This window comes from Nocardia sp. NPDC056064 (assembly GCF_042266925.1).
Taxonomy (GTDB): domain Bacteria; phylum Actinomycetota; class Actinomycetes; order Mycobacteriales; family Mycobacteriaceae; genus Nocardia.
This window is the reverse complement of sequence record NZ_JBHJWO010000001.1, coordinates 418202-442478: the sequence shown is the minus strand read 5'-3', so window position 1 is coordinate 442478 and position 24277 is coordinate 418202. Positions and strand designations below refer to the sequence as shown.

The following is a 24277-nucleotide window of genomic DNA, read 5'->3' as shown; positions in this document are numbered from 1 at the left end:
GTCAGGGCAGGGGGCGGCCGTGCCGGGGTGCCAGGGTGCGGGCCGCCTCCTTGGCGACCTCGGCCAGCGCACGAGCCAGGCGGGCGGTGTCGAGCGCGCTGCGGTCGCCGTGCACGGTGCCCGACAGCGAGATCGCGGCCACGGCCACCCCGCGACCACGGATCGGCACCGCCACGCACCCCACGCCGGGCAGCGATTCCTCGGTGTCCACGGCCACGCCCTGACGGTTGCGGATGCGGGTCAGCTCGCGATGCAGTTCGGCGCGGTCGACAATGGTGCGCGCGGTCCTCGGCACGGTGTTGCCGCGCAGTGACGCCTCGGCGATCCCGGGTTCCAGCGTGGCCAGCAGCGCCTTGCCGACCGCCGTACAGTGCGCGGGCAGCCTGCCGCCCACGCGGGTCGGGATGGCGACCCGGCTGCGTCCGCCGGAGCGGTCGAGGAACAGCACCTCGCGCCCGTCGAGCACGGCCAGGTGCCCGATCAGCCCGGTGCGCTGGCTCAGCTCGTAGAGCAGCGGCCCGACCACTTCGCGCAGTTCGTTCTGCTCGGCGGCCAGCCCGCCCAGTTCGAGCACACGCAGGCCCAGCCGGTAGCCGCCCGGGGTGTGGGCGAGCCAGCGCAGGCGGATCATCTGATCGAGGATGCGGTGCACGGTGGAGCGCGGCAGGCCCGTGCGTTCGGCCAGGCCGAGCAGGGTCAGCGTGGGGGTGGTGGCGTCGAACGCGTCGAGGATGAGCGTCATCCGCTCGATCATCGACGTCGGCGGCGCCCCGGTCGCGCGGCCCGATCCGGTCCACAGGTCCTCCGGCGCCGGCTCGGTCACGATCTCGACCGTCATTGATCCAACCTCCACAGTGCGTAGCGCTATCAGACTAGAGCCGTCGGCTCCGCATATGCACCATTTCGCTGTACCGACCGGTTCACCGGGGTGATTCGGACCTTTCCGGCGCCGGGGATCGGGCCGATTCCAGGCGCGCGGCCCGCTCGACGAGCAGTTCGGCCGGACCCGACGGTGGGGTGTTGCGCCGCCAGATCGCGCGGAACTTGCGTGTCAGCCGGGCGCTGTCGGCCGAGGGGATCTCGATCAGGGCGCCGGAGGCCAGATCGGGCGCGGCGATGAGCTTGCTGAGCACGGCGGGCGCCATCCCGGTGCGGGCGGCGGCGACGATCGCGGCCGCCGAGCCCAGTTCGGCGGCGGGTCCGGCCGGTGCGCCCGCGGTGCTGAGCAGATCCCAGACGGTGTCACGGGTCCCGGAGCCGGGCTCGCGCCACAGCAGCGCGGTGCCGGCGAGTTCGCCGAGCGTCACGGGGGTGGCCCGGCGCGCCCAGGGGTGGTCGGGCGCCACGACCACGACCAGGTCGTCGGTGCCGAGCACGCGGCTGCCCAGACCGGCGGGCGGATGCGGGCCCTCCACGAAGCCCAGGTCGGCGCCACCGTCGCGGACCAGCGCCGCGACCTGGGTGGAGTTCTCCACCTCGAGCGCGATCACCACCTCGGGACGCTCGGCGCGCAGCGCGGCCAGCCAGTGCGGAATGCGATGGTCGGCAATGGTTTTCGAGGCGGCGATGCGCAGCCGGGGTGCCTGTTCGGCGCGCAGCCTGCCGACGTCGTCGAGCAGGTCGCCGACCGCGGCCAGTACGGTGCGCGCGTGGGCGACGACCGCCTGTCCGGCATCGGTGAGTTCGGAGCCGGTCGGGCCGCGGTCGAGCAGCTTGACCCGCAGGCGCCGTTCGAGCGCGCTGATCCGCATGCTCGCGGCGGGCTGGCTGATGCCGTGTCTGCGGGCGGCGGCGCCCAGGCTGCCCAGTTCGGCCACGGTCACCAGGAGGGCGAGTACCTCGAGGTCGGGGGTTCCGGGCGGCAGGGTCATGCGCCGATTATGGGTGACGCCCGCGCGGGCACCGCATCAGGCGCCGGTGCGGCGCTGGATGTCCTTGACGACGCCGTAGACGGCGATGAGCGGTTTGAGCGGCATCCACTCGCCGAACCGGTAGTCGCGGCCGCGGACCAGGCGTGGCGCCAGTTCCGGGCTCTGCTCGATCAGGTAGCGGCGGGCGGTCTCGGCGTGGGTGGGCAGGGAGACGATCTTGATCCGGTCGACGTCCTTGACCAGCGGTAGCGCGAAAGCGATGTTCTCCCAGGTGGATCGGCTGGCGTCGTCGAGGGCGAGCTCGCCGCGGTAGCCGCGCTCCTCGGTCGCGTAGCGCGCCATCAGCGCGGCCTCGCTCACCGGTCCGGCGCAGGCGCCGCCGCACAGGACCAGCCGCGATTCCGGGGCGGCGGGGTCGATCGAGCGCAGTCCGGCGCGGACCCGCCAGCGGTTCATCGCATTGGCCCGCGGGCCGGTGTCGCGATACCCGAGGACGACCACGGCTTCGGTGCCCGTGGGGACCTCGCCCACGAACCGGCGCGAGGCGCGCCAGTTGGCCCACTCGCCCCAGAGCATCAGTCCGATTCCGGCGCCGACGGTCAGCCGGGTTGCTCTCCGCACCGTTCCAGGAAAGCACATCCGGGCACTCCGGCGCGGCCGCAAAGCCATAAGCCACACTTATGAGTACCTCCGAAAGCGGTCTCTACCTCGGAATCTTCGGCTCGGCGAAGGTGGAGGGGTGAATCGCGCACGCACCCTCGCTCCCGGTCTCGTCCTCGCCGCACTGCTGGCCACCGTGGCCACGCCGGTGGGCTCGGCGCTGCCGACGGTCGGGGTGCCGGTGCTGGCGCTGGCAGCCGGGGCGGCGGCGGGGATGGTGCTGCGGCGCACGCGCGGGGCCGAGGCGGTGGTCGATCCGGGGCTCGATCTCGCCCGGCAGCGGCTGCTCGGCGTGGCGATCGTGCTGCTCGGGCTGGGGTTGCCGGTGGGTTCGGTCCTGAGCGTCGGGCGCGAGACCGCGATCGTGCTGATCGGCACCCTGCTGGTCGGCGCGGTGGCCGCCTTCGTGGTGGGGCAGATGCTGGCGGTCGACCGGGAATCGGCGACGCTGGTGGCCGTCGGCACCACCATCTGCGGTGCGTCGGCGATCGCCGCGGCCACCGCGGTGCTGCGGCCGGATCGGCAGCGGGTGGCCTACGCGCTGGGCACCATCTTCGTCTTCAATGTGGCGGCGGTGCTGATCTATCCGCCGCTGGGCCGCGCGCTGGGTATGTCGCAGGAGGCGTTCGGGCTGTGGGCGGGCACGGCCATCAACGACACGTCCTCGGTGCTGGCGGCGGGTGTCGTCTTCGGCGCGGGCGCGGCGCATTTCGCGGTGATCGTGAAGCTGGTGCGCAGCCTGGCCATCGTGCCGCTGTGCCTGGGCCTGCATCTGGGGCGGCGCCGGCTGGCCGCGGAGACGGGCGCGCCGGAGGGCTCGCTGCGCCAGGCGTTCCCGCTGTTCGTCGTGCTGTTCCTCGCCGCCTCGGTGGTCGCGGGTCTGGGCATCCTGCCGCCCGCCCTGACCCAGCCGTTGGGGACGGTCAGTGGCTGGCTCATAGCCGTCGTCCTGGCCGCCATCGGCACCTCGCTCAGCGTCGACCGGCTGCGGACCGCCGGGGCCCGCCCCCTGCTGCTGGGCGGGTCGCTCGGCCTGGTTCTCGGGCTGTCGAGTCTGGCTCTGATGTATGCCACCGGCTGGTGGTGAGCGGGCTCCGGGGCGACCACAGGGGTGGCCGCCCCGGACTGCCCACTAGGCGTTGACGGCGTTCATCACCGCCGCCAGGGAGGCGGCCACCACCGAGATGTCCCGGCCGAACGCCCAGCCGGAGCGGGTGGGCGTGCGGTATTCGAGGTAGCTCGCAGCCGCTGCGGCGGCGCCTTCCTCGAGGGAGTGCTGGGTCAGGCCCAGGATCTCGACGGGACGACCCGCTGCCGTGAGTGCGGCGGTGAGGGCTTCGACCGGGCCGATGCCGTGGTGGACGGACCGCTGTTCGCCGCCGTCCACGTCGAGGGTGATCTCGGTGCTGTCGCCGGTGATCCGCCATTGCCGCAGGGTGATGCGAGGATCGCGTGCCGTGTAGGACTCCTCGAAGAGGGTGTACAGCTCCTTCGCGGTGATCTCGGCGCCGGTGTCGTCGGTGTGGGTCTGGACGCGCCGGGCGAGATCGATCTGCAGGCGACGCGGCAGTTCCAGGCCGTAGCCGGTGTGCAGCAGGTAGGCGATGCCGCCCTTGCCGGACTGCGAATTGACCCGGATGACCGCGTCGTAGGAGCGGCCGATGTCGGCGGGGTCGATCGGCAGATACGGGACCTGCCACGGCACTTCACGCTCGGACAGGTTCGCCGCGGCGGCGCGGGCACGGTGCTCGGCCATGCCCTTGCGGATCGCGTCCTGGTGGGTGCCGGAGAACGCGGTGTGCACGAGATCGCCCACGTACGGGTGGCGTTCGTGCACGGGCAGGCGGGTGCAGTATTCGACGGTGCGGCGGATCTCGTCGATATCGGAGAAGTCGATCATCGGGTCCACGCCCTGCGCGTGCAGGTTCAGCGCGAGGGTGGCGATGTCGACATTGCCGGTGCGTTCGCCGTTGCCGAACACACAGCCCTCCACCCGCTGCGCGCCCGCCAGCACGGCCAGTTCGGCACACGCGATGCCGGTCCCCCGGTCGTTGTGCGGATGCACCGACAGGATCACGCCGTCGCGCCGGGTCAGATTCCGGTGCATGTATTCGATCTGGTCGGCGTACACATTGGGCGTCGCGGCCTCCACGGTGGCGGGCAGGTTCAGCGTCACAGGGCGTTGCGGGCGCGCCTCCCACAGCGCGGTGACGGCGTCGCAGATCTCCAGCGCGAAGTCGGGTTCGGTCAGGTTGAAGACCTCCGGCGAGAACTGGAAGCGCACATTCGGCCACCCACCGGCCAGGTCCAGCACGTCCCGGGCTCCGGCGAGGATCAGCTCGCGCAGCTGGGCGCGGTCCTTGCCCAGGACGACCTCGCGCCAGACCGGCGCGGTGGCGGTGTAGAGGTGGATCACCACCTCGTTGGTGATGCCCCGCACCGATTCCACGGTGCGTTCGATGAGATCCCTGCGGGCCGGGGTGAACACGACGATGGTGACGTCCGGCGGCGCGATATCGGTGTCGGCCAGCAGGCGCACGAAGTCGAAATCGGTCTGCGAGGCCGAGGGATAGCCGACCTCGATCTCCTTGTAGCCCATGGCGACCAGCAGTTCGAAGAAGCGGCGTTTGCGGACCGGGTCCATCGGTTCGGCCAGGGCCTGATTGCCGTCGCGCAGGTCGACGGGCACCCACAGCGGTGCCTCGGTGATCCGGGCGGCGGGCCAGTCCCGTTGTCCGGCGGGAACTTCCACGCGCCGATGGATGTCGCGGTAGCGATGCGAGGGCATGGCCGAGCCGCGCTGGCGATTCCAGGCGTGCGGGCCCACGGCGCCCACGGGGGTCGAGAGGGTGGGGAAGGTACTCATGACAGGTGCTCTGCTTCCTGGCCGCGACGGGCCACGAGACGACGGCGACCGGCCACGACGAAGCCCCACGGCGGGGCGGCCGGTCGGTCAGGCCCCGCCGTGGCGGCCGAGGAGCAGCAACACGGTCATGATGGGTACACTTCTACCACAACTCCTCAGACAAGTAGAGAGGTTTTCGGGTGGTTTCGCAGGTACGGCGTCAGCCGCTGGCCGCTCAGGCGGCCGAACTCCTGCTCGCGCGGATCCGCGCGGGCGAATGGCCGCTGGGTCATCGATTGCCCGGCGAGACGCTGCTCGCCGCCCAGCTTGGCGTCGGCCGCTCGACACTGCGCGAGGCGATCCGGGAGCTCGCGGGCAAGGGCGTGCTCGACAGCAGGCAGGGCGCGGGCGTGTTCGTCACCGCGCTCGACGTGACCGAGGACTGGGACGTCGTACTGCGTGGGGCGACCGTCGCCGCCGTGATCGAGGCACGCATCGCCATCGAGGCCGAGGCCGCCGCCCTGGCCGCGCAGCGCCGCACCCCGGCCGACGTGCGGGCCATCCGCCGGGCCCTGGCCGGTCGCCGCGCCGAGGGACAGACGGTGGCCGAACACGTCGACGCCGACATGGCCTTCCACCGGGCGGTGATCGTCGCCGCGCACAACCCCGTGCTGACCCAGCTGTTCGACAGTTTCCTGCCGCGGCTGCGCCTGGCCATGATCGACATGCTCGCCCTGCGCCCGGTCGCCTCCGAGGACGCCGACCACGCCGCGCACGAACAGCTCGCCCAGGCCGTCGCCGACCGGAATCCCACGGCGGCAGCCGAATTCAGCCGCGCCCACCTGTCCGCCCTGAAGGAGGCTTTCGCATGACCGGCGTCCCGGTGATCGAACTCGACGAGGTGACCTTCCGCCGCGACGGCAAGAAGATCATCGACGGCATCTCGCTGACCGTGCGGGCCGGCGAACACTGGGCGCTGCTCGGCCCCAACGGCGCGGGCAAGAGCACGCTGCTCGGTTTCTGCGGCGCGGTCACCTTCCCGACCACCGGCGTGGTGCGGGTGCTCGGTGAGCAGTTCGGGCGGGTGGAGCTGGCCCGGCTGCGCCGCTCGATCGGGCACGTGAACCCGCGCCACGCCCTGCAGCATCCGCTGTCGGTGCGCGAGGTCGTCCTCACCGGCATCACCGGCACCAACGACCTCCCGATGCGCTGGACACCCACGCCCGATGATCTCGCGCGCACCGACGCGCTCATCGACGCCCTCGGCCTGTCCGGCAAGGCCGGGGATCGGTGGCCGACCCTGTCGCAGGGCGAACGCGGCCGGGCGCTCATCGCCCGCGCCCTGATCAGCGACCCGAAGGTGCTGCTGCTCGACGAGCCGTCCACCGGTCTCGACCTGGCCGCGCGCGAACAGCTGCTCAGCACCGTCGACACCCTCGACCGCACCCATCCCGAGGTGGCCTCGATCCTGGTGACCCACCATCTCGAGGAGCTGCCCAGCAGCACCACCCACGCCCTGCTCATCGCGGGCGGCCACACGGTCGCCGCTGGTCCGGCGGGGAACGTGATCACCACGGAACACGTCTCCACGGCCTTCGACCACCCCATCGAGGTGCGCCGGGACGAGGGCCGCTGGAGCGCGCGAGCCCGCTGACGCCCGCGCCGGGAGCGTTAGGATCGCAGGACATCACATGTTCGGATCGAGCAGGAGGATGTCATGCGAATCGTTCACCGGATCGCCGCCACCGCGGGCGTGGCCGCCGCGCTCACCCTGGCGACCACGGGTCTCGCGGCCGCTCAGGAACCGGAACCGCCGTCGTCACCGCTGGTGGAGTTCATCGAGTCCTGGCCACCCGCCCCCGCGGGCTGCGATCGCTACTGGGACCCGATCGAGAACGCTGTCGAGGATTCCGTCCCGACCTGGGCCGAGGCCGAGTTCGACGCCTTCGACGACTGGTGCGAGGGCGTCGAGGACGTCGCCGCCCCGCTGCCCGGCTGACCCCCGTCAGCCCAGCTCGAACCGCTCGTCGCCGAAGTCGAAGTCGGCGCCGAGCAGTTCGTCGGCCCTGGCCAAGGCGCGGTCGAGTTCCCCGGTGACCGAGTCCATGACGGAGAGGCCGTCGAGCATCTCGGTCAGCTCGGCGCGCAGGGCGTCGAGTTCGCCGAGGCTGGGATCGACGGTGGTCCAGGCGACGGTGTCGCGCCACCAGCGGTCCCGCTGGATCCACGACCAGACGATGTCGCGCACGAGCAGGGCGTCGGTGGTGAACAGCTGCCGCTGCTCGGCGCCCTCGGTGTGCTCCACCTCGTAGGTACCGTCGTCGAGGTAGCGGGCCTGGATGCGCTCGGTGTCCGAGCGGGCGAGCAGCAGGAACGGGTGGTCCGGCGCCGGATCGGCCGGTCCGGCGCCGGGCGCGAACGGGTCGACGACGCGGGGCACGTCGGCACCGTCACCGACGCGCACGATGACCTCGGGCCGGTCCACCTGCTCAGCAGCCATCGGGCCAGTCTGCCGGATACCGGCCGCACGGGCACACCGATCCGCCGCGGGCGCGACGGTCAGGCGCCGGTGACGACCTCGGGGGTGAGCTGGTCGAGGTTGTCGAGAACCACGTCGGCCTCGGCCAGCGCGTCGTGTTCGGGCGGGAACTCCGGGCGGGGCACCGCGATCACCCGCAGACCCGCGGTGTGGGCGGAGCGCAGGCCGTTGGTGGAGTCCTCGACGGCCGTACAGGTGTCGGGGTCGGCGCCGAGGCGCTGGGCGATGGTGAGATACACGTCCGGGGCGGGCTTGCCGCGACCCACCTCCTCGGTCGACAGGATCGCCGAGAAATGCTCCAGCAGGCCGGTTTTCGCGAGCACCAGGTCGATCAGCGAACGCGGCGAGGAGCTGGCCAGGCCGAGTTTCCACTGCCCGGCACAGCGCTGCACGGCCTCGACGGCGCCGGGCAGCAGCGGGACGTGGTGGGCGTAGCGGTCGGCCATCAGGTCGACCACCTTGGTGGAGATGTCCTCGAGCGGCATGGCCACGCCCAGGTCGTCACTCATGTAGGCAGCCCACTCGGTGGTACTCATGCCCATCATCCTGCGTTGCGAATCCGGTTGCCACCGGCCACCTTTGAGCTCGACGTACTCGCGCCGGACCTGCTCCCAGACCGGCTCGGAATCGATGAGCACCCCGTCCATGTCGAACACAACCGCCGCGATACCCATGCGCTCAGCCTTTCGCCGTTGCCGTACGTGCGGACCTGCTCGGTGATAGGGACCAGCCTAAGCGATAACGTGTTGCATATGGACGATACACAGGCTGCCAACGCGCTGCCGGACGCCGAGCACCACGAGGGCGGGTTCCGGCCGGTGGCCGACCTGATCCAGCAGCGCAAGGAGCGCGGGCTGGACCTGACCGTCGGCGGCCCGCACTACGGCGAACTGGTCGAGCAGGCCCGCGACCTCATGGACCGCATCCGCCTGATCAGTCCGTCCGACGAGCTGGCCAAAGAGGCCATCGCCACGCTCGAGCAGCTCAACGCCCGCCTGGACGCGGCGGTCGTGGACGAGTGGTCCTCGCCCAGCTGGACCCGCACGGATCTGCCCGCGCGCGGCAACATCACCCTGCCGCCGTACACCGTGAACAGCGCCGATGCCGACGGCGTCACGGTGACACTGACCTTCCGCACCTTCCACCTGGGCGGCAACAACGCCGCGCACGGCGGGCACATCGCGCTGGCCTTCGACGACGTCCTCGGCATGACCGCGGCCGTGCACACCCACGCGGTGACCCGCACCGCCTCGCTGACCGTGGACTACCGCTCGATCACGCCGCTGAACAAGGAACTGACCGTGCGCGGCTGGACCGAGCGTGTGGAAGGCCGCAAGGTGTATCTGCGCGCGACCCTGCACGACGGCGAGCGGCTCTGCGCCGAGGCGCACGGCCTGTTCATCATGTTGCAGCCCGGCCAGCCCTGAGAAAACCCGTGCGGGCGACAATTCGATCGGCCTGATCCTAATGTCGCCCGCACCGGCCGGGGTGGCGCAATAGCCGCGCGCGACCGCATCCACGCAGGTCGTCCGCCGGGCCGCCCGGCGTAGAAACATCCGCTGATTCCGGCCCTCGCTCGCGCCGGGATGCCGGTCCCGAAATGGCCACTATCGTCGCTGTTCATGCAGGTCAGCGAGAAAACGGCAGCCACACCGATCCGTGGCCAGCGTGCCGATCGGGCGCGCCGGGTGGCCGACATCCTGCGCCACCAGATCCTGGCGGGCGCGGTGGAGGGCACCCTGCCCGGTGAGCAGCAGCTCGCCGCCGAGCACGGCACCTCCCGCAACACCGTGCGCGAGGCCCTGGCGCTGTTGCGCGACGAGGGACTCATCGATCGCGCGCCCAAGGTCGGCACCCGGGTGGCCGCGCGCAAATTCGATCACGGTCTCGACGCCCTGCTGGGCCTGCAGGAGACCCTCAAGGAACACGGCACCGTCCGCAACGAAGTGCGGGCCGCCACCACCGTCACGGCTCCCCCGGCCGTCGCGCGCCGCCTCGAGCTGGCGCCCGGTGAGCGCGTGGTCTACATCGAGCGGCTGCGGTTCCTGGCCGACCTGCCGCTGAGCCTGGACCTGACCTACCTCGCCCCCGATATCGGCGCCGAGGTGCTCGCCCACGATCTCGAGACCACCGACGTCTTCGTGCTGCTCGAACAGGTCACCGGGCAGTCGCTCGGCGCGGCCGAGCTCGCACTGGAAGCGGTGGCCGCCGACCCGCACACCGCCACCACCCTCGACACCCCGGCCGGCGCGCCGCTGCTCATGCTCGAGCGCCTGACCCACCTCGACGACGGCAGACCCGTCGACCTCGAGTACATCCGCCTGCGCGGTGACCGCATCACCATGCGCGGCAGCCTCACCCGCAGCGCCCCCGAATGGAAGGTCCTCTAGATGGCTCTGGTCCCCCAGCGCGCCGACGTCCCGGTGACGGTCGACGAATCGCTGTGCATCACCGGCTGCACCCTGTGCGTGGACATGTGCCCGCTCGATTCCCTTGCCATCCACGAGGATTCGGGCAAGGCCTACATGCACGTCGACGAGTGCTGGTACTGCGGGCCGTGCGCGGCGCGCTGCCCCACCGGTGCCGTCACCGTCAACATGCCCTATCTGCTCCGCTGAACCACACCGGGAATCCTCGCATGAAGCTCACTCGTCTCGTCCCCGTCGCGCTGGCCGTGGCGCTCGCCGCCGCGGGCTGCTCCCTCGAGAGCGGCGATGCCGCGCCCGAGGGCACCGTGAAGGTCGTCGTCGGCTATCAGTCCAAGACCATCAACACCGTCACCGCGGGCACGCTGCTGCGCGCCCAGGGCTATCTGGAACAGCGGTTGCAGCAGCTCACCGACGCGGGCGGCGCGAAGTACCAGGTGGAGTGGCAGGACTACGACACCGGCGCGCCGATCACCGCGCAGATGGTGGCGGAGAAGATCGACATCGGTTCGATGGGCGACTACCCGCTGCTGATCAACGGGTCGCGCACCCAGGCCAACGAGCGCGCCCGCACCGAGCTGGTGTCGATCACCGGCTACAACCCCAAGGGCGCGCTGAACATGGTGGTGGTGCCCAATGATTCGCCCGCCCGCTCGCTGTCCGATCTGGCCGGCCAGAAGATCTCGGCCAGCGTGGGTTCGGCCGGGCACGGCACCCTGGTGCAGGCGCTGACCCGCGCCGGGATCGATCCGGCCAAGGGGGTGGAGGTCCTCAACCAGCAGCCCCAGGTCGGCGCGACAGCGCTGGAATCGCATCAGGTGGGCGCGCTCTCGCAGTTCGTGGCCTGGCCGGGTCTGCTGGTGCAGCAGAACAAGGCCAAGCTGCTCTACGACGGCGCCGAGCTGAACGTGCCGACCTTCCACGGCGTGGTCGCCCGCCGCGCCTACGCCGCCGATCATCCCGAGGTGCTCCAGGCGTTCCTGGCCGCGCAGCTCGACGCGACCGCGTTCCTCAACGAGAAGCCGTTCGAGGCGGCCGATATCGTCGCGAAGGGCTCGGGGCTGCCGCAGGAGGTGGTGTACCTCTACAACGGTCCCGGCGGCACCAGCTTCGACACCACGCTCAAGCCGAGCCTGATCGCCGCGTTCAAGGACGACGTCAACTATCTGAAGTCCATCGGCGACTTCGCCGAACTCGACATCGACGGCTTCGTCCAGGACGGTCCGCTGCGCGAGGCCTACACGGGCCGCGGCGATTACGACGCCGATCTGGCCTCGGGAACCAACCCGAGCAAGGTCACCGGGACCGACCCTGTGTGCGGGGTGCCGGTCACCGATCCGGCGCTGGCCGGTGAGGTGTGGGTGGACGGCGCCGACAAGCCGCAGCCCGCGGCGAACCCCGCCTGCCTGCTGCGCGCGGTGCGGGCCGCCGAAGCGGCGGGCAAGACCGTGCGCGCGGTCTACCTGCCCGACGCCGAGCTGGGCACCCGCTGGTTCGCCGACAAGGCGGTCTGGCTGCGCGACGGCGAGCGCTACCTGCCGTTCACCACGCAGGCCGCCGCCGACCGCTACCGTGCCGCGCACGCCGGGGCGACTCCGGTGACCTACCGCCAGGCCGTGACGGAGGTCCGCGGATGAGCGCGGTATCCGACCAGCGCACCCCGGCCACGGCGGAGTCCACCGCCGATACCGTTGCGGCGCAGGAGACCTCGATCGCGGGCACGGGTAGCGATCGCGTGGACGCGGCACCGGTCGAAGACGACGGCGTGGCGGCCGAGCCGGAGACCCCCGCCGCGCCGGGCAGGTCGGTGTGGGTGTCCCGGGTCATCCGGATCACCTCGGTGGTGGTGGCCGTCGGGCTGTGGCAGGCGCTCACCGCCGGTGACGTGCGCTTCGGGCTGCGGTTCGACACCTTGCCGACGGTGACCGAGATCGTCGCCGAGTTCGGTGAGCACCTGGGCACCGGCCAGTACTACCTGGATGTGGCGCAGTCGCTGGTGCGCATCGTCACCGGGTTCGGGCTGGCGGCCGTGGTCGGTGTGCTGGCCGGAATCGGCCTGGGTCGCTCGCGGCTGCTGGCCGATGTGTTCGGCCCGCTGGCCGAGCTCATCCGCCCGATCCCGGCGATCGCGCTGGTGCCGGTGGCCATCCTGTTGTTCCCCAGCGACGAGTCCGGCATCGTGTTCATCACCTTCACCGCCTCGCTGTTCCCGGTGCTGGTGAGCACCCGGCACGCCACCCGCGCCCTGCCGACCATCTGGGAGGACGCGGTGCGCACGCTCGGCGCCTCCCGGCGCGAAGTGCTGACCCGGGTGGTCGTGCCCGGCATCCTGCCGGGCGTGTTCAGCGGCCTGTCGGTGGGCATGGGCGTGGCCTGGATCTGCCTCATCTCCGCGGAGATGATCTCCGGGCGCCTCGGCATCGGCTATCGCACCTGGCAGTCCTACACGATCGTGGACTACCCGGCCGTGTTCGTCGGCATGATCACCATCGGCGTCCTCGGCTTCCTCACCTCCGGCATCGTCGAACTGGCAGGCCGCCGGGTCACCCGCTGGCTGCCGAGAGAGGTCGCGTCATGACCACCACCCTCGCCCCCACCGTCTCCACCGGGATGCGGCTGGACCTGGAATCGGTCCGGATCAGCTACGGCGCCAAGACCGTCGTGCACGACATCGATCTGGCGGTCGCCGCCGGCGAGATCCTGGTGCTGGTCGGCAAATCCGGCTGCGGCAAGTCGACGCTGCTGCGCGCCCTGGCCGGATTGCGCCTGCCCACCGGCGGCGTCATCCGCGCCGACGACGACACCGTCACCGGACCCTCGGCCGATCGCGCCCTGGTCTTCCAGGACGACGCGCTGCTGCCGTGGCGCACCGCGCGCGCCAATGTCGAACTGGCCCTGCGGCTTCGGGGTGTCCCCCGGGCCGAGCGGGCCACCCGGTCGCGGCGCTGGCTCGACGAGGTCGGGCTCACCGGCTACGCCGACTATCTGCCGCGCGACCTGTCCGGCGGGATGCGGCAGCGGGTACAGCTGGCGCGCAGTCTGGCCGGGTCGCCGCGGGCGGTGCTCATGGACGAGCCGTTCGGCGCGCTCGACAGCCAGACCCGCACCGAGATGCAGCGCCTGCTGGTCGACACCTGGCGCGCCCATCCCACCACCATCGTTTTCGTCACCCACGACCTCGACGAGGCCCTGCTGCTCGGCGACCGGATCGCCGTGCTCGGCGCGGGGTCGCTGCGCGCGGTCGTCGAGGTGCCCGAGCCGCGTTCCGCGGTGGACCGCAGCGAGCTGCGCGACCGGATCCTGGAGCTACTGTGAACATTCCCGAGCTGTCCGAACGCGTCCGGCTGGACTGCGATGTGCTCGTCATCGGCGGCGGCACCGCGGGCACCATGGCCGCGCTCACCGCCGCCGAGTCCGGCGCGAACGTGCTGCTGCTGGAGAAGGCTCATGTGCGCCATTCCGGCGCGCTGGCCATGGGAATGGACGGGGTCAACAACGCCGTCATCCCGGGCAAGGCCGAACCGGAGGACTACGTCGCCGAGATCACCCGCGCCAACGACGGCATCGTCGACCAGCGCACGGTGTATCAGACCGCGACCCGCGGTTTCGCGATGGTGCAGCGGCTCGAGCGCTACGGCGTGAAGTTCGAGAAGGACGAGTACGGCGAGTACGCGGTGCGCCGGGTGCACCGGTCGGGTTCATACGTGCTGCCGATGCCCGAGGGCAAGGACGTGAAGAAGGCGCTGTATCGCGTGCTGCGCCAGCGGAAGATGCGCGAGCGGATCCAGATCGAGAACCGGCTGATGCCGGTGCGGGTGCTCACCGAGAACGGGCGCGCGGTGGGTGCCGCCGCCCTCAACACCCGCACCGGCGAGTTCGTCGCCGTGGGCGCCAAGGCGGTGATCCTGGCGACCGGTCCGTGCGGCCGCCTCGGCCTGCCCGCCTCGGGCTATCTGTACGGCACCTACGAGAACCCGACCAATGCCGGGGACGGGTACGCGATGGCGTATCACGCCGGTGCGGAACTGTCCGGGATCGAGTGCTTCCAGATCAATCCGCTGATCAAGGACTACAACGGTCCCGCCTGCGCCTATGTCGCCAATCCGTTCGGCGGCTACCAGGTCAATGCCGAGGGCGAGCGGTTCGTCGATTCCGACTACTGGTCGGGGCAGATGATGGCCGAGGTGAAGCAGGAGATCGAATCCGCTCGCGGGCCCATCTACCTGAAGGTCTCGCATCTGCCGGACGAGACGCTGTCCACGCTCGAATCGATCCTGCACACCACCGAGCGGCCCACCCGCGGCACCTTCCACGCCAATCGCGGCCACGACTACCGCACCCACGACATCGAGATGCACATCTCCGAGATCGGCTTGTGCAGTGGGCATTCCGCGTCCGGGGTGTGGGTGGACGACAACGCGCGCACCACGGTGCCCGGGCTCTACGCGGCCGGTGACCTGGCGTGCGTACCGCACAACTACATGATCGGCGCGTTCGTCTACGGCGATCTGGCCGGTGCCCACGCGGCCTCGACCCTCGCGGACCTCACCGCGCCCACCGAGCTGCCCGAGGACCAGCTGGCCGACGCGCACGAACTGATCTACCGGCCGCTGCGCCAGCCCGAGGGCCCGCCCCAGCCGCAGGTGGAATACAAGCTGCGCCGTTTCGTCAACGACTATGTGGCGCCGCCCAAGACCGCCGCCAAGCTGTCGATCGCGGTGGAGACCTTCGAGCGGATGCGCGGGGAGGTCGAGGGCATCGGGGCGCGCACGCCGCACGAGCTGATGCGGGCGGCGGAGGTGTCGTTCATCCGCGACTGCGCCGAGATGGCGGCGCGCAGCTCGCTGACCCGCACCGAATCGCGCTGGGGCCTCTACCACGACCGGGCCGACCTGCCCGATCGCGACGACGCCTCGTGGAACTTCCACCTGAATCTGCGCAAGACCGCCGACGGTGAGATGGAGTTCGTGAAGCGGTCGGTGGCGCCGTATCTGGTGCCGGTGCCGGGTCTGGACGATGTGCCCTCGGCCGAGCCCATCGTGGAGGTGATCGCCCAGCCGGAGCTGGTCGGCACCCGGGCGCCCCAGCACGACGCGCCGGCGCGCAGCCAGCCGGTGGCGACCACGCCGTCCTCACCACGTCTCGTCACGCTGCTGGCGCTGGATTCACCTGCGGTCGACGATGTTTCGAGCTATCTGACCGATCCCGATCCGGTCGTGCGGGTGGCGGCGCTGTCGGTGCTCACCGAGAACACCCCCGACGGGTTCGCCGACGAGCTGGTGCGCGCGCTCGGTGACGAGGCCGCCTCGGTGCGGCGGGCCGCCACCGAGAGCCTGCGGGAGCTGGTGGAGGTGCTGCCGGGCGCGGGTGCGCTGGCCGGCCATCTCGGCTCGCCCGATCCGCTGGTCCGGGCGACCGTCGTCGACCTGCTGCGGGCGCTGCGTGCCGGTTCGGCCACCGAATTCCGTGCGGCGCTGAGCGATTCCGACCATCGGGTGCGGATCGAGGCGGTCCGCGCGCTGGTGTCGCTCGACGACGCCGACGCGGTGGCCTCGATCGCCGCGGACGTCAACCGGGAAGTGCGGATCGCCGTGGCCCAGGGCCTGGCCTCCATCGGGACCGGGGGGATCGAGGTGGTCCGGGTGCTCGCCGGTGATCCCGATCCGCTGGTGCGCGCCGCCGCGCTGACCGCCTACGCGGCATTGCGCCCCGGCGCCGGGGATGTCGTGGACATCGCCGCGGCACTGCGGCATTCCGCGTGGCAGGTGCGGGTCGGTGCGGCGCGGGGGCTGGCGGGTGCCGCGCCGGAGGCGGCCGTCGCGCCGCTGACCGACGCGCTCGCCGACCGGCACCTCGATGTCCGCAAGGCCGCCGTGCTCGCCCTGGCCACCTGGCCGGGTGACGATGCCGCGGTGGACGCGCTGGAAACCGCGGTCGCCGACCCGGACGCCGATGTGCGCGCCTACGCCCGCCGGGCCGTGGTCGCGGCGGGGCGGACCCCGGTCGACCCCGCCAGGATCACCGCGGAAGCCTCCGCGTGAGCACCGCCGGGCGGGGGTCGTGCCGCACCACCGCACGATCCCCGCTCCGCCGGGCGGAGCGCGCCGGGCAGCACCGGTGCCCCGGCACGGGTACCGACCGGCTGAACCCATCGTCTGCGCAGGCCAGGGCGCCGAGGTGTCTTCGTCACAGTGTCGGGGACCCGCGGCGTCGCTAGGGTGGGGCCCATGAGCGCACGAACCGGCAGTGTGGTGACGGTCGCCGAGGATCTGACGTCGGTGACGACCGTCGGGCCCGAGGACGATCCCCTGGCTGCGGGCACGTCACCCGAGGCCGTGGCACGGCTGTGGGCCTCGGTGTGCGACTGGTACGCCCTGGGCACCACACCCGCGATCCAGGTGTGTCTGCGCCGCAACGGCAGGATCGTGCTGAACCGGGCCATCGGCCACGGCTGGGGCAACGGGCCCCGGGACGCCCCCGACGCGGAGAAGATCCTCGTCACCCCGGACACCCCGTTCTGTGGTTTCTCCACCGCCAAGGGTGTCGCCGCGACGGTGATGTCCATGCTCGTCGAGCAGGGCGCGTTCGCGCTGAACGACCCGGTGTGCGAATACATTCCGGAGTTCGCCGCGCATCGCAAGGACCGCATCACCATCGGTCACGTGCTGTCGCATTCCGCGGGTGTTCCGTTCATGCCCTCGCCGTACCGGGCCAGCGAGGTGGTGCCCGACGAGGAGCTGGCGCTGGCGGCGCTCACCGATCTCGTGCCCAGCTGGCCGCCCGGCCGTTTCCGCGTCTACCACGCACTGACCAGCGGACTCATCCAGCGGCTGCTCGTGCAGCGGGCCACCGGCAAGCGCATGCGCGAACACCTCGCCGAGCAGGTGCTCGACCCACTCGGCTTCCGCTGGACCACCTTCGGCGTCGCGCCCGCCGATATCGACAAGGTGGTGCCGAGTGTGAAGACCGGTCCCCCGCCCTCGCGCCTGTCGCTGTTCCTGGCGCGCAAGGCGCTCGGTGGACGGATGGACAAGGCGTCCAAGGCCGACAACGACGCCTTCCTCGCCGCCGAACTCCCCTCCGGCAATCTCGTCACCACCGCCGCGGAACTGTCGCGCTTCTACGAAATCCTCACGCGCGGTGGCGAACTCGACGGGGTGCGGATCATCGAGCCCACCACGCTGCGCGACGCGATCCGCCCGGCCGAGCGCATTCCGGGCGCGGCGGGCCGGGTCAGCCGGGCGGGTTTCGAACTCGGCGGCCGCCGTTCCAAATTCGGCCGCGACACCCGCGCGCACTTCGGTCGCAGCGGCCTGACGACCCAGTACGGCTGGGCCGACCCCGAACGCGGCCTGTCCGGCGCGATCCTCACCAGCGGCAAAGCCGCCACCGATACCGATCGGCCGTGGAAGCTGGTCGCCCAGATCTCCGCGACCTTGCCGCGCCTCGAGCGCACCCCGGAGTGGATCGACCTCAGGTGACTGCGTCGGTGCTTTCCCGGGCGACAGCGGCGAAGGCGCGGGCGGCGGCCGAGTGATAGGCCGTGTCGCGGCGCAGTAGCTCGACCGTGCGGCACGGGACGGCGGGATCGAGGGCGACCGGGCGCAGGTCGGGGTGGGCGTGGGCGATCGCGTCGGGCAGCACGGTGCCGAGGGCACCGCACCGGGTGACCTCGACCAGGGCGCCGATGGAGTTGGTCTCGACCGCGACGCGCGGGATGACACCGCACCCGGCCAGGTAGGCGTCGATGTGGGCGCGGGTGGCGAAGTCACGGCGCAGCAGCGCCAGCGGTTCGTCGGCCAGCCGCCCGACCGGCAGCGGCTCGGACCGCGCGGCGAGGGCGTGCCCGCCGCCGACGACCAGACTCAGCGACTCGGTGCCCAGCGCGGTGTGGTCGATCCCGGGGGCGTGCGCGCCGCTGAAGGCGATACCCAGGTCGACGGTGTCGGCGAGCAGGTCGGCTTCGAGCCGGTCCTGGGTGGTCTCGGTGATCGTGACGGTGATGCCGGGGTGCGCGCGGTGGAACCGGTCGAGCAGCGGGCCGACGAGATAGGCGGTGATCGTCGGGGTCATGGCGACGCGCAAATGCCCCCGGTGCAGATCCTGCACGTCGTGCACCGCGCGCTCACCGGCCGCGAGGTCACGCAGGGCGTTGCGGGCGTGCTCGGTGTAGACCAGGCCGGCGTCGGTCAGCCGCACCGTGCGGCCGGTGCGGTCGAGCAACTGCGCGCCGAGCAGCCGCTCGAGCTGTTTGATCTGCTGCGAGAGCGTCGGCTGGGAGATGTGCAGCGCCTCGGCCGCCCGGGTGAAGTTCCCGTGCTCGGCGACGGCGAGCAGGTAGCGGACGTGGCGCAGCTCCATGTCCTCGATGATAGGCAGGGGCTATCGGTGCCCCGGCGAGCGCGCGGTGGCCGCTATTCCGGGTCGACGATCACCACGGTGCCGGTGGGGGCGTCGAGCAGGTCCAGCGTCCGTGCTGCGGCGATGTCGACGTGGACGCGGGGCCGCTCGGGTGGGGTGGTGGGGTAATAGGTGCCGGGGCCGTGGAACTGGCCGTAGCGCAGTACGACGCCGCCGGCGGCCAGCACCGCGGATTCGTGGTCGGCGATCACCGCGCCGCGACCGGCGGGCGGTTCCCAGGCGATGCTCTGGGCCAGGAACCGGGACGCGCCCGCCGCCGCGGCGGCGGCCAGCAGATTCGCGGTGCCCTCGGTGCGGATGCGGGCATTGGCCGCGCCGGAGTTCGCCAGCTCGGCGACATCGTCGGGCAGGTCGGTGAGCTGGTGCAGGACCAGTTCGGGCGCGAAGGCGGTGACCGCGGCGGTCAGCCCCGGCGCGTCGTAGACATCGACTACCACCGGCTGTGCCCCGGCGTCGCGGATCGCGTCCGCTTTCGCCGGGGAGCGGGTCAGCCCGGCCACTTCGTGGCCCGCGCCGATCAGCAAGGGCAGCAGTCGCGTTCCGATGACGCCGGTCGCGCCGGCGAGAAAGATGCGCACGCCCCGACCTTAGCCGGGGCCGCGCGTCACGGTGTCGCGCTCACGCGCCGATCACCGCGTTCATGATGGTGCCCGCGCTGGTGGCGACCGCGCCGCCCGCCATCGCGCTGGCGATCATCTTCGGGGACTGCAGGCCGCCGCCGCTCCACTTCTCCCAGGCGAAGCGGCCGCCACCGTAGGTGATGGCGGTGACGCCGGACAGCAGGATCATCCAGGTGAAATACCGGCCCAACTGCAGGATCTTCTCTGCCATCGGCGGCGCCTCCGGCGTGGGATTGCCGACTTGCGCGAGAACGGCGCTGTCCAACACAGCCAGGATCATGCTCACGATCGTTGCTCCTTCGTCGGGTTTTCGTGGTGAAGCCGATGTCGAGAACTCGTGACGCGGTAGAACCCAGATCGATTGAACATTCAACCTCAGAACCGATGAGGTGACGCGGGTGACACTCCAGCTGATACATGATCGCGATCACACGCGCCGGGCCGTGCTCTCCTCGCGCCGGGCCCCTACGATCGAGTACGCGGGGCTTGTCCACAATCGGCGCGACGAGGCGCTGACCACCACCTTCATCGCACGCCTACCGTACCGCGAGGAGGGCACATGGCTTTCCTGATCCCTTTGATCGCCGCGTTTCTTCTGGTGACCGCAACAGTGGTAGTGACCTCCTATGCCACAGTGTCGCTGACCTATTGGTTTGAATCACGCCGGATCCGTCCGGATCAGTCCGACCCGCAACCAGCACGCTGAGCTCCACCCCGCCGCGCCTGTGCCCCGCGACCGCCCCGGTCGCGGGGCGCAGCCGGTCACGGTTCGAGGTCGGCCTGGGTCGCGATCACCGCGGCCTGCACGCGTGACTGCACGCCGAGTTTGCTCAGCACCCGTGAGACGTGGGTCTTCACGGTGGCCTCGCCGATGTGCAGACGCCTGCCGATCTGGTGATTGGACAGTCCGGCGCCCAGTCCCGCGAGCACCTGCCGTTCGCGGTCGGTGAGGGCGGACAGATCGGGCGCCGGTGCCTGGGTGGTGGCCCGGGGCAGCGCGGCGATGACCGCGCGGGTGATCTTCGGGTCGAGCACCGCGTCGCCGTCGGCCACGGCGAGCACGGCGCGCACCAGTTCGTCACCGCCGACCGATTTCAGCAGGAACCCGCTCGCTCCGGCCGCGAGCGCGCCGAGCACGTAGTCGTCGATGGCGAAGGTGGTGAGCACCAGGACCTTGGCGTCGGTGTCGGCCACCACCGCCGCGGTGGCCTCCAGCCCGTCGACGCGCGGCATCCGCACGTCCATGAGCACCACGTCGGGGCGCAGCGCCCTGGCCTGGCCGACCGCGGCGACACCGTCGGCTGCCTCCCCGACCACGCGCACCTGCCCGGAGGATTCGAGCAGCATGGTGATGCCGGCCCGGATGGTCGCGTGATCGTCGGCGACCACGACCGTCACCGTCATCGCTGCCCCAGCGGCAGCCGCAGGCGCACGCGCCATAGCCCGTCCTCGGCGGCCGCGGTGAGCGTGCCGTCCATCGATTCGGCGCGAAAGGCCATATTGCGCAATCCGTTCCCCTGTCCGACGGCGCTGCCCGGCTCGATCGGATTCGAGGCCGTCACCACCACCCGCGACGCCTCACGACGCACCTCGATCTCCAGTGGGGCACCGGGGGCGTGCCTGGTCGCGTTGGCGATGGTCTCGCCGAGGATACGGGTGATCACCGATTCGACCGCGGTGGGCAGGGCCAGATCGTCGGCGCCGCGCAGGGTCACGGTGCCGCCCGCGGCGTGCGCTGCATCGATGAGCCCGTCCAGGGAGGACAGCCGCGCGGTGACGGCGGTGTCCTCGGGGGTGGTGAGCAGGTCGATGGTCGCGCGCATCTCGTCGAGCGCGGCCAGGCTGCCCGCGCGGATGGTGCCGAGCACGGCGGTGTTGCCGGGGTCCTTCTGCGCGACTTCGGCCAGGATCGCCACCGCCGACAGGTGACCGGCGACCGTGTCGTGCAGATCCCTGGCCACGCGGCGGCGTTCCTCGCCGAGGGCGGCGGCGCGTTCGGCGTCGCGCGCGGCGAGTTCGGCGCGCGCGGCATTGCGTTCCACACCGACCATCCGCCGTGAGGCCCGTACGGCCCGCGCGTAGCCCAGCGGTGACCAGGTGAGCGCGATCGCGATCAGGGCGGTGTACAGCGCCGCCCGCACCCCGAACACGGCCAGGGCCAGCAATGCGCCGCCCGCGGTGACGAGCACCGCGAACCAGCCGACCACCAGTCCCAGCCGGTCCGAACCCGTGCTGACGGCCAGGAAGATCACATCGGTGAGCGCGATCCACAGCGGCAGCGAGGGTCCGAGCACGAAGTCACCGGCCAGCAGCGCGACCATCAGCCCGAAGGCGAGCGCGGGCCTGCGCTGGGCGGTGAGCTGGATGGCGAACGCGGCGCCCAGCAGCGCGAGTTTGGCCGGGGGCGGGTACAGGTCGCGGTCGATGACCACCGCCCAGCCGCCGGCGGCCCACAGCAGCAGCCCGACCAGGAAGACCCCGACCGCGGCGGCGGTCGCGCTGTCGAAGACGTCCGCGAGCCGGTCCAGGGGCGAGCGCGGCGTGGGCATGCCCCATTCCAGCACACCGCGGGGCGGGCGCGGGTCCCCCGAAAGACGGACCGCACGCGCGCCTTCCGCACGACGACCACACACCGGTCCGCCCGGCACAGTGAGGGTATGGACGAGCTGAACAACCCCGTACTGCTGACCATCGCCGCCTGCGAGATCGGGTTCTGGGTGCTGGTGGTCGGCGGGCTGCTGCTGCGCTACGCCGCACGACTGCGGCGGGCGGGCCTGGTGACACTGGCGCTGGTCCCGGTGCTGGACGTGGTCCTCGTCGTCGCGGTGGCCGTCGACCTGCACCGGGGTGGCGAGGTGGGTTTCGCGCATCGCCTGGCCGGGATCTACCTGGGCTGCACGGTGATGTTCGGGCACCGGATGATCGCGTGGCTCGACGCCCGTTTCGCCTACCGTTTCGCCGGGGGCCCCGCACCGGTGAAGGTGCCGAAGGACGGACCCGAACGGGCCCGCAAGGAGTGGGCGGACTTCGCGCGCTGGCTCGGCGCGGCCGCCATCGCGGCGCTGCTCACGCTGGCGCTGAGCTACACCGTGGCCGATGCCGAGCAGCGTGAGCAGCTGGCCGGGGTGTTCGGGACGCTGGGCGTGATCACGGTGATCTGGCTGGTCACCGGGCCGGTGTGGGTCAGCGGATCACGGCGCTGACGAACTCGGCCCGGCCCCCGGAGAGGGTGCCGGGCCGTTCGTTCAGGCGGAGACGGTTTCCTCCGCGATGCCGGGCAGCACCGCCGAGCGCACGTCGACCGTGCGCGGGAGCAGGCCGTTGGCCGCGAGCAGGTCGGCGGCGCGCTGCTGTTCGTCGAGGAACGCCTCGCTCACCGGGTGGATACCGAAGGGCCTGCCGCGCAGGGCCGCCTCCCACGCGTCGAGGTCGGCGGGCAGGCCGCGGGCCTGCGCGTCGTCGACGAAGTACTGCGCGGCCGCACGGGGATTCGCGATGATCCAGGCATCGGATTCCCGTAGCGCCGCGAGCACGGCCTCGACCGCCGCCCGGTTGTTCTCGGCCAGGTCGCGGCGGGTGAACCACAGCGACGGGTGGCTGAAGACCGACGCGGTGTCGACCAGGGTGGTGAGCTCGGTGGCCGCCTCCACCTCGCGCAGGCCAGGATAGGTGCCCACCCAGGCGTCGAGCTCGCCGCTCAGCAGGGCGGCACCGCCGCCGCGCACGTCGACATCGACCGGTTCGACATCCGACCAGGTCAGGCCGACCTGATCGAGCGCGAACAGCAGCAGGGTGGTCTGCCAGGAGCCGTGCGCGATGCCGACGCGCTTGCCCTTCAGGTCGGCCGCGGAGGTGATGCCGCTCGCGGCCGTGGCGACCAGCCGCCCGTTCTCCACGCGCGGTCCGGAGATGCCGAGGTAGACGATGTCGCGCTGGTTGGCCAGCGCGGTCAGCGGCGGGGTGAAGCCGGTGCCGATGATGTCGTAGCCGCCCTCGGTGAACAGCCAGTCCGAATGTTCGCCCGGCAGTGCGGTTTTCGGGTCGACGCGCGCGGCCTGCGGCAGCTCGCGCAGGTCCACCCACTCGACGTCGGGGATCGCGCGCTCGAGGATGCCGCGGTGGCGCAGCACGAACAGCGAGTTGTTGTGCGGGAAGTACCCGACGCGCAGGCTCATCGGGCCTCTCCGATCAGGCCGAGGCGACGGGCCTCGTCGGCCAGGCCGCTGCGGCTCCACTGCACCGCCAGGTTGGACGGGTCGAATTCGACCGAACCGCCGAGGGTTTCGGCGATGGCCTGGTACTGGGCGCCCTCCTCCAGCAGGACGACGAACTTGGCCAGTTCCAGCAGACCGGCGCGGCCGATCACATTGGCGCCGCCGTTGGCCTCGAAGATGGCGACCAGGTGCGGGTCGGTCGTGAGCTTGTCGAGGATGAAATCGCCCGCGCCGATGCTGCGGTCGATATGCGGCGGGATCTCCCGCGACAGGGTCAGGCGCTGGGAGGCGGCGTAGCGGATGGGCAGGGTGCGGTGGGTCTGCGCCCAGCCGCCCAGCCACGGGGTGTGGATGTGCACGACCGAGGTGATCTCCGGGTGCGCGCGGAACACCTTGGCGTAGCCGGTGACGAATCCGGCGGAACCCTTGCCGGAGAGCACTTCTCCGTCGAAGGTGGCGATCACGGGCGCGACGGTGCGGTCGCTCGCCCAGGGGCCCGGCTCGTTGAGGGCGACGGCGATCTCCTCGCCGGGGACGCGCTCGACGAAGTTGACGGTGCCGTTGCCGGTGACGGTGCCGGTCTCGCGGAAGACCCGGAAGGCGGTCTCGGCGTCGCGGGTGGCCGCCTCGGCGAAGGCCGCGACGGCCTCCGGCAGGCGGGTTTCGGTGGTGGTCATCGGA

The 24277-nt window shown here is 71.5% G+C and carries 27 protein-coding genes; 14 read left to right on the top strand and 13 right to left on the bottom strand.

The window, feature by feature from the left end; genetic code table 11:
* Window position 1: 1 nt before the first annotated feature.
* From ACFC06_RS02140 to ACFC06_RS02130, 3 genes are all read right to left on the bottom strand, one after another.
* Complete coding sequence (locus tag ACFC06_RS02140; RefSeq protein WP_375926855.1) at window positions 2–838, bottom strand: IclR family transcriptional regulator; 837 nt, start codon at window positions 836–838, stop codon at window positions 2–4.
* A gap of 82 nt (window positions 839–920) precedes the next feature.
* Window positions 921–1871 (bottom strand): LysR family transcriptional regulator, encoded by a 951-nt coding sequence (locus ACFC06_RS02135; RefSeq protein ID WP_375926851.1) that lies wholly within the window; start codon window positions 1869–1871, stop codon window positions 921–923.
* 36 nt (window positions 1872–1907) lie between these two features.
* A complete protein-coding gene (locus ACFC06_RS02130) occupies window positions 1908–2492 on the bottom strand; it encodes a YdcF family protein (RefSeq protein ID WP_375926848.1) in 585 nt (194 codons plus the stop codon).
* 118 nt (window positions 2493–2610) lie between these two features.
* Here ACFC06_RS02130 and ACFC06_RS02125 point away from each other — a divergent pair, with 118 nt between their 5' ends.
* Window positions 2611–3618 (top strand): YeiH family protein, encoded by a 1008-nt coding sequence (locus ACFC06_RS02125; protein WP_375926845.1) that lies wholly within the window; start codon window positions 2611–2613, stop codon window positions 3616–3618.
* A gap of 45 nt (window positions 3619–3663) precedes the next feature.
* Here the strand turns inward: ACFC06_RS02125 and ACFC06_RS02120 are convergent, their stop codons facing one another.
* The gene (locus ACFC06_RS02120) at window positions 3664–5319 is read right to left on the bottom strand and encodes a 2-isopropylmalate synthase (protein WP_375935142.1); all 1656 of its coding nucleotides are present in this window, start codon (window positions 5317–5319) and stop codon (window positions 3664–3666) included.
* A 257-nt stretch (window positions 5320–5576) separates the two neighbouring features.
* Here ACFC06_RS02120 and ACFC06_RS02115 point away from each other — a divergent pair, with 257 nt between their 5' ends.
* The 3 genes from ACFC06_RS02115 (at window position 5577) to ACFC06_RS02105 (ending at window position 7375) form a co-directional block, all read left to right on the top strand.
* Window positions 5577–6248: a FadR/GntR family transcriptional regulator gene (locus tag ACFC06_RS02115; protein ID WP_375926842.1), complete on the top strand. Its 672-nt coding sequence runs from the start codon at window positions 5577–5579 to the stop codon at window positions 6246–6248.
* Complete coding sequence (locus tag ACFC06_RS02110; RefSeq protein ID WP_375926839.1) at window positions 6245–7030, top strand: ABC transporter ATP-binding protein; 786 nt, start codon at window positions 6245–6247, stop codon at window positions 7028–7030. Before ACFC06_RS02115 ends, ACFC06_RS02110 begins: the two co-directional genes overlap by 4 nt.
* A 63-nt stretch (window positions 7031–7093) precedes the next feature.
* Window positions 7094–7375, top strand: coding sequence for a hypothetical protein (locus ACFC06_RS02105; protein WP_375926836.1), 282 nt, complete (start codon window positions 7094–7096; stop codon window positions 7373–7375).
* A 6-nt stretch (window positions 7376–7381) separates the two neighbouring features.
* On the opposite strand, the gene ACFC06_RS02100 is transcribed toward ACFC06_RS02105, so the two are convergent.
* Complete coding sequence (locus ACFC06_RS02100; RefSeq protein ID WP_375926833.1) at window positions 7382–7876, bottom strand: hypothetical protein; 495 nt, start codon at window positions 7874–7876, stop codon at window positions 7382–7384.
* 59 nt (window positions 7877–7935) lie between these two features.
* Entirely contained in the window at window positions 7936–8589 is a 654-nt protein-coding gene (locus ACFC06_RS02095) for an HAD family hydrolase (RefSeq protein ID WP_375926830.1), read from the bottom strand.
* A gap of 78 nt (window positions 8590–8667) precedes the next feature.
* Here ACFC06_RS02095 and ACFC06_RS02090 point away from each other — a divergent pair, with 78 nt between their 5' ends.
* The 8 genes from ACFC06_RS02090 to ACFC06_RS02055 all read left to right on the top strand — a co-directional run bounded on the left by ACFC06_RS02090 (window position 8668) and on the right by ACFC06_RS02055 (window position 17822).
* A complete protein-coding gene (locus ACFC06_RS02090) occupies window positions 8668–9342 on the top strand; it encodes a PaaI family thioesterase (protein WP_375926827.1) in 675 nt (224 codons plus the stop codon).
* A 195-nt stretch (window positions 9343–9537) separates the two neighbouring features.
* Window positions 9538–10305 carry a GntR family transcriptional regulator gene (locus ACFC06_RS02085; protein WP_375926824.1) on the top strand — a complete coding sequence of 256 codons (768 nt, stop codon included), beginning with the start codon at window positions 9538–9540 and terminating at the stop codon, window positions 10303–10305.
* The gene (locus tag ACFC06_RS02080) at window positions 10306–10533 is read left to right on the top strand and encodes a ferredoxin family protein (RefSeq protein ID WP_278262063.1); all 228 of its coding nucleotides are present in this window, start codon (window positions 10306–10308) and stop codon (window positions 10531–10533) included.
* 20 nt (window positions 10534–10553) lie between these two features.
* Window positions 10554–11978, top strand: coding sequence for an ABC transporter substrate-binding protein (locus tag ACFC06_RS02075; protein ID WP_375926820.1), 1425 nt, complete (start codon window positions 10554–10556; stop codon window positions 11976–11978).
* On the top strand, window positions 11975–12919 hold the full coding sequence (locus tag ACFC06_RS02070; protein WP_375926817.1) for an ABC transporter permease: 945 nt from the start codon (window positions 11975–11977) through the stop codon (window positions 12917–12919). The genes ACFC06_RS02075 and ACFC06_RS02070 overlap by 4 nt, the downstream gene beginning before the upstream one ends.
* Window positions 12916–13656 (top strand): ABC transporter ATP-binding protein, encoded by a 741-nt coding sequence (locus tag ACFC06_RS02065; RefSeq protein ID WP_375926814.1) that lies wholly within the window; start codon window positions 12916–12918, stop codon window positions 13654–13656. The genes ACFC06_RS02070 and ACFC06_RS02065 overlap by 4 nt, the downstream gene beginning before the upstream one ends.
* Window positions 13653–16382, top strand: a complete 2730-nt coding sequence (locus ACFC06_RS02060; protein WP_375926811.1) for a fumarate reductase/succinate dehydrogenase flavoprotein subunit — start codon at window positions 13653–13655, stop codon at window positions 16380–16382. Before ACFC06_RS02065 ends, ACFC06_RS02060 begins: the two co-directional genes overlap by 4 nt.
* A gap of 186 nt (window positions 16383–16568) precedes the next feature.
* On the top strand, window positions 16569–17822 hold the full coding sequence (locus ACFC06_RS02055; RefSeq protein WP_375926808.1) for a serine hydrolase: 1254 nt from the start codon (window positions 16569–16571) through the stop codon (window positions 17820–17822).
* Here the strand turns inward: ACFC06_RS02055 and cynR are convergent.
* Genes cynR through ACFC06_RS02040 form a run of 3 tightly spaced genes read right to left on the bottom strand, consistent with a single transcriptional unit; the run spans window position 17815 to window position 19662 of the window.
* Window positions 17815–18702 (bottom strand): transcriptional regulator CynR, encoded by an 888-nt coding sequence (gene cynR, locus ACFC06_RS02050; protein ID WP_375926805.1) that lies wholly within the window; start codon window positions 18700–18702, stop codon window positions 17815–17817. The two genes, ACFC06_RS02055 and cynR, sit on opposite strands and share 8 nt — an antisense overlap.
* 53 nt (window positions 18703–18755) lie before the next feature.
* On the bottom strand, window positions 18756–19340 hold the full coding sequence (locus tag ACFC06_RS02045; RefSeq protein ID WP_375926802.1) for an NAD-dependent epimerase/dehydratase family protein: 585 nt from the start codon (window positions 19338–19340) through the stop codon (window positions 18756–18758).
* Window positions 19341–19380: 40 nt separating this feature from the next.
* On the bottom strand, window positions 19381–19662 hold the full coding sequence (locus ACFC06_RS02040; RefSeq protein WP_278262560.1) for a hypothetical protein: 282 nt from the start codon (window positions 19660–19662) through the stop codon (window positions 19381–19383).
* Window positions 19663–19941: 279 nt separating this feature from the next.
* Between ACFC06_RS02040 and ACFC06_RS02035 the strand changes: the two genes are divergently transcribed.
* Window positions 19942–20088 carry a hypothetical protein gene (locus tag ACFC06_RS02035; RefSeq protein ID WP_278262055.1) on the top strand — a complete coding sequence of 49 codons (147 nt, stop codon included), beginning with the start codon at window positions 19942–19944 and terminating at the stop codon, window positions 20086–20088.
* A gap of 56 nt (window positions 20089–20144) precedes the next feature.
* Here ACFC06_RS02035 and ACFC06_RS02030 read toward each other — a convergent pair whose 3' ends face one another.
* The gene (locus ACFC06_RS02030) at window positions 20145–20786 is read right to left on the bottom strand and encodes a response regulator (protein WP_375926798.1); all 642 of its coding nucleotides are present in this window, start codon (window positions 20784–20786) and stop codon (window positions 20145–20147) included.
* Window positions 20783–21931 (bottom strand): sensor histidine kinase, encoded by a 1149-nt coding sequence (locus tag ACFC06_RS02025; RefSeq protein ID WP_375926795.1) that lies wholly within the window; start codon window positions 21929–21931, stop codon window positions 20783–20785. The genes ACFC06_RS02030 and ACFC06_RS02025 overlap by 4 nt, the downstream gene beginning before the upstream one ends.
* Before the next feature lie 108 nt (window positions 21932–22039).
* On the opposite strand from ACFC06_RS02025, the gene ACFC06_RS02020 reads away from it, so the two are divergent.
* A complete protein-coding gene (locus tag ACFC06_RS02020) occupies window positions 22040–22585 on the top strand; it encodes a hypothetical protein (protein ID WP_375926792.1) in 546 nt (181 codons plus the stop codon).
* 42 nt (window positions 22586–22627) lie between these two features.
* Here the strand turns inward: ACFC06_RS02020 and ACFC06_RS02015 are convergent, their stop codons facing one another.
* Together ACFC06_RS02015 and ACFC06_RS02010 are read right to left on the bottom strand one after the other, a co-directional pair.
* Window positions 22628–23557 carry an ABC transporter substrate-binding protein gene (locus ACFC06_RS02015; RefSeq protein WP_375926789.1) on the bottom strand — a complete coding sequence of 310 codons (930 nt, stop codon included), beginning with the start codon at window positions 23555–23557 and terminating at the stop codon, window positions 22628–22630.
* Window positions 23554–24273, bottom strand: coding sequence for a class II aldolase/adducin family protein (locus ACFC06_RS02010; RefSeq protein ID WP_375926786.1), 720 nt, complete (start codon window positions 24271–24273; stop codon window positions 23554–23556). Before ACFC06_RS02010 ends, ACFC06_RS02015 begins: the two co-directional genes overlap by 4 nt.
* Window positions 24274–24277 lie beyond the last annotated feature (4 nt).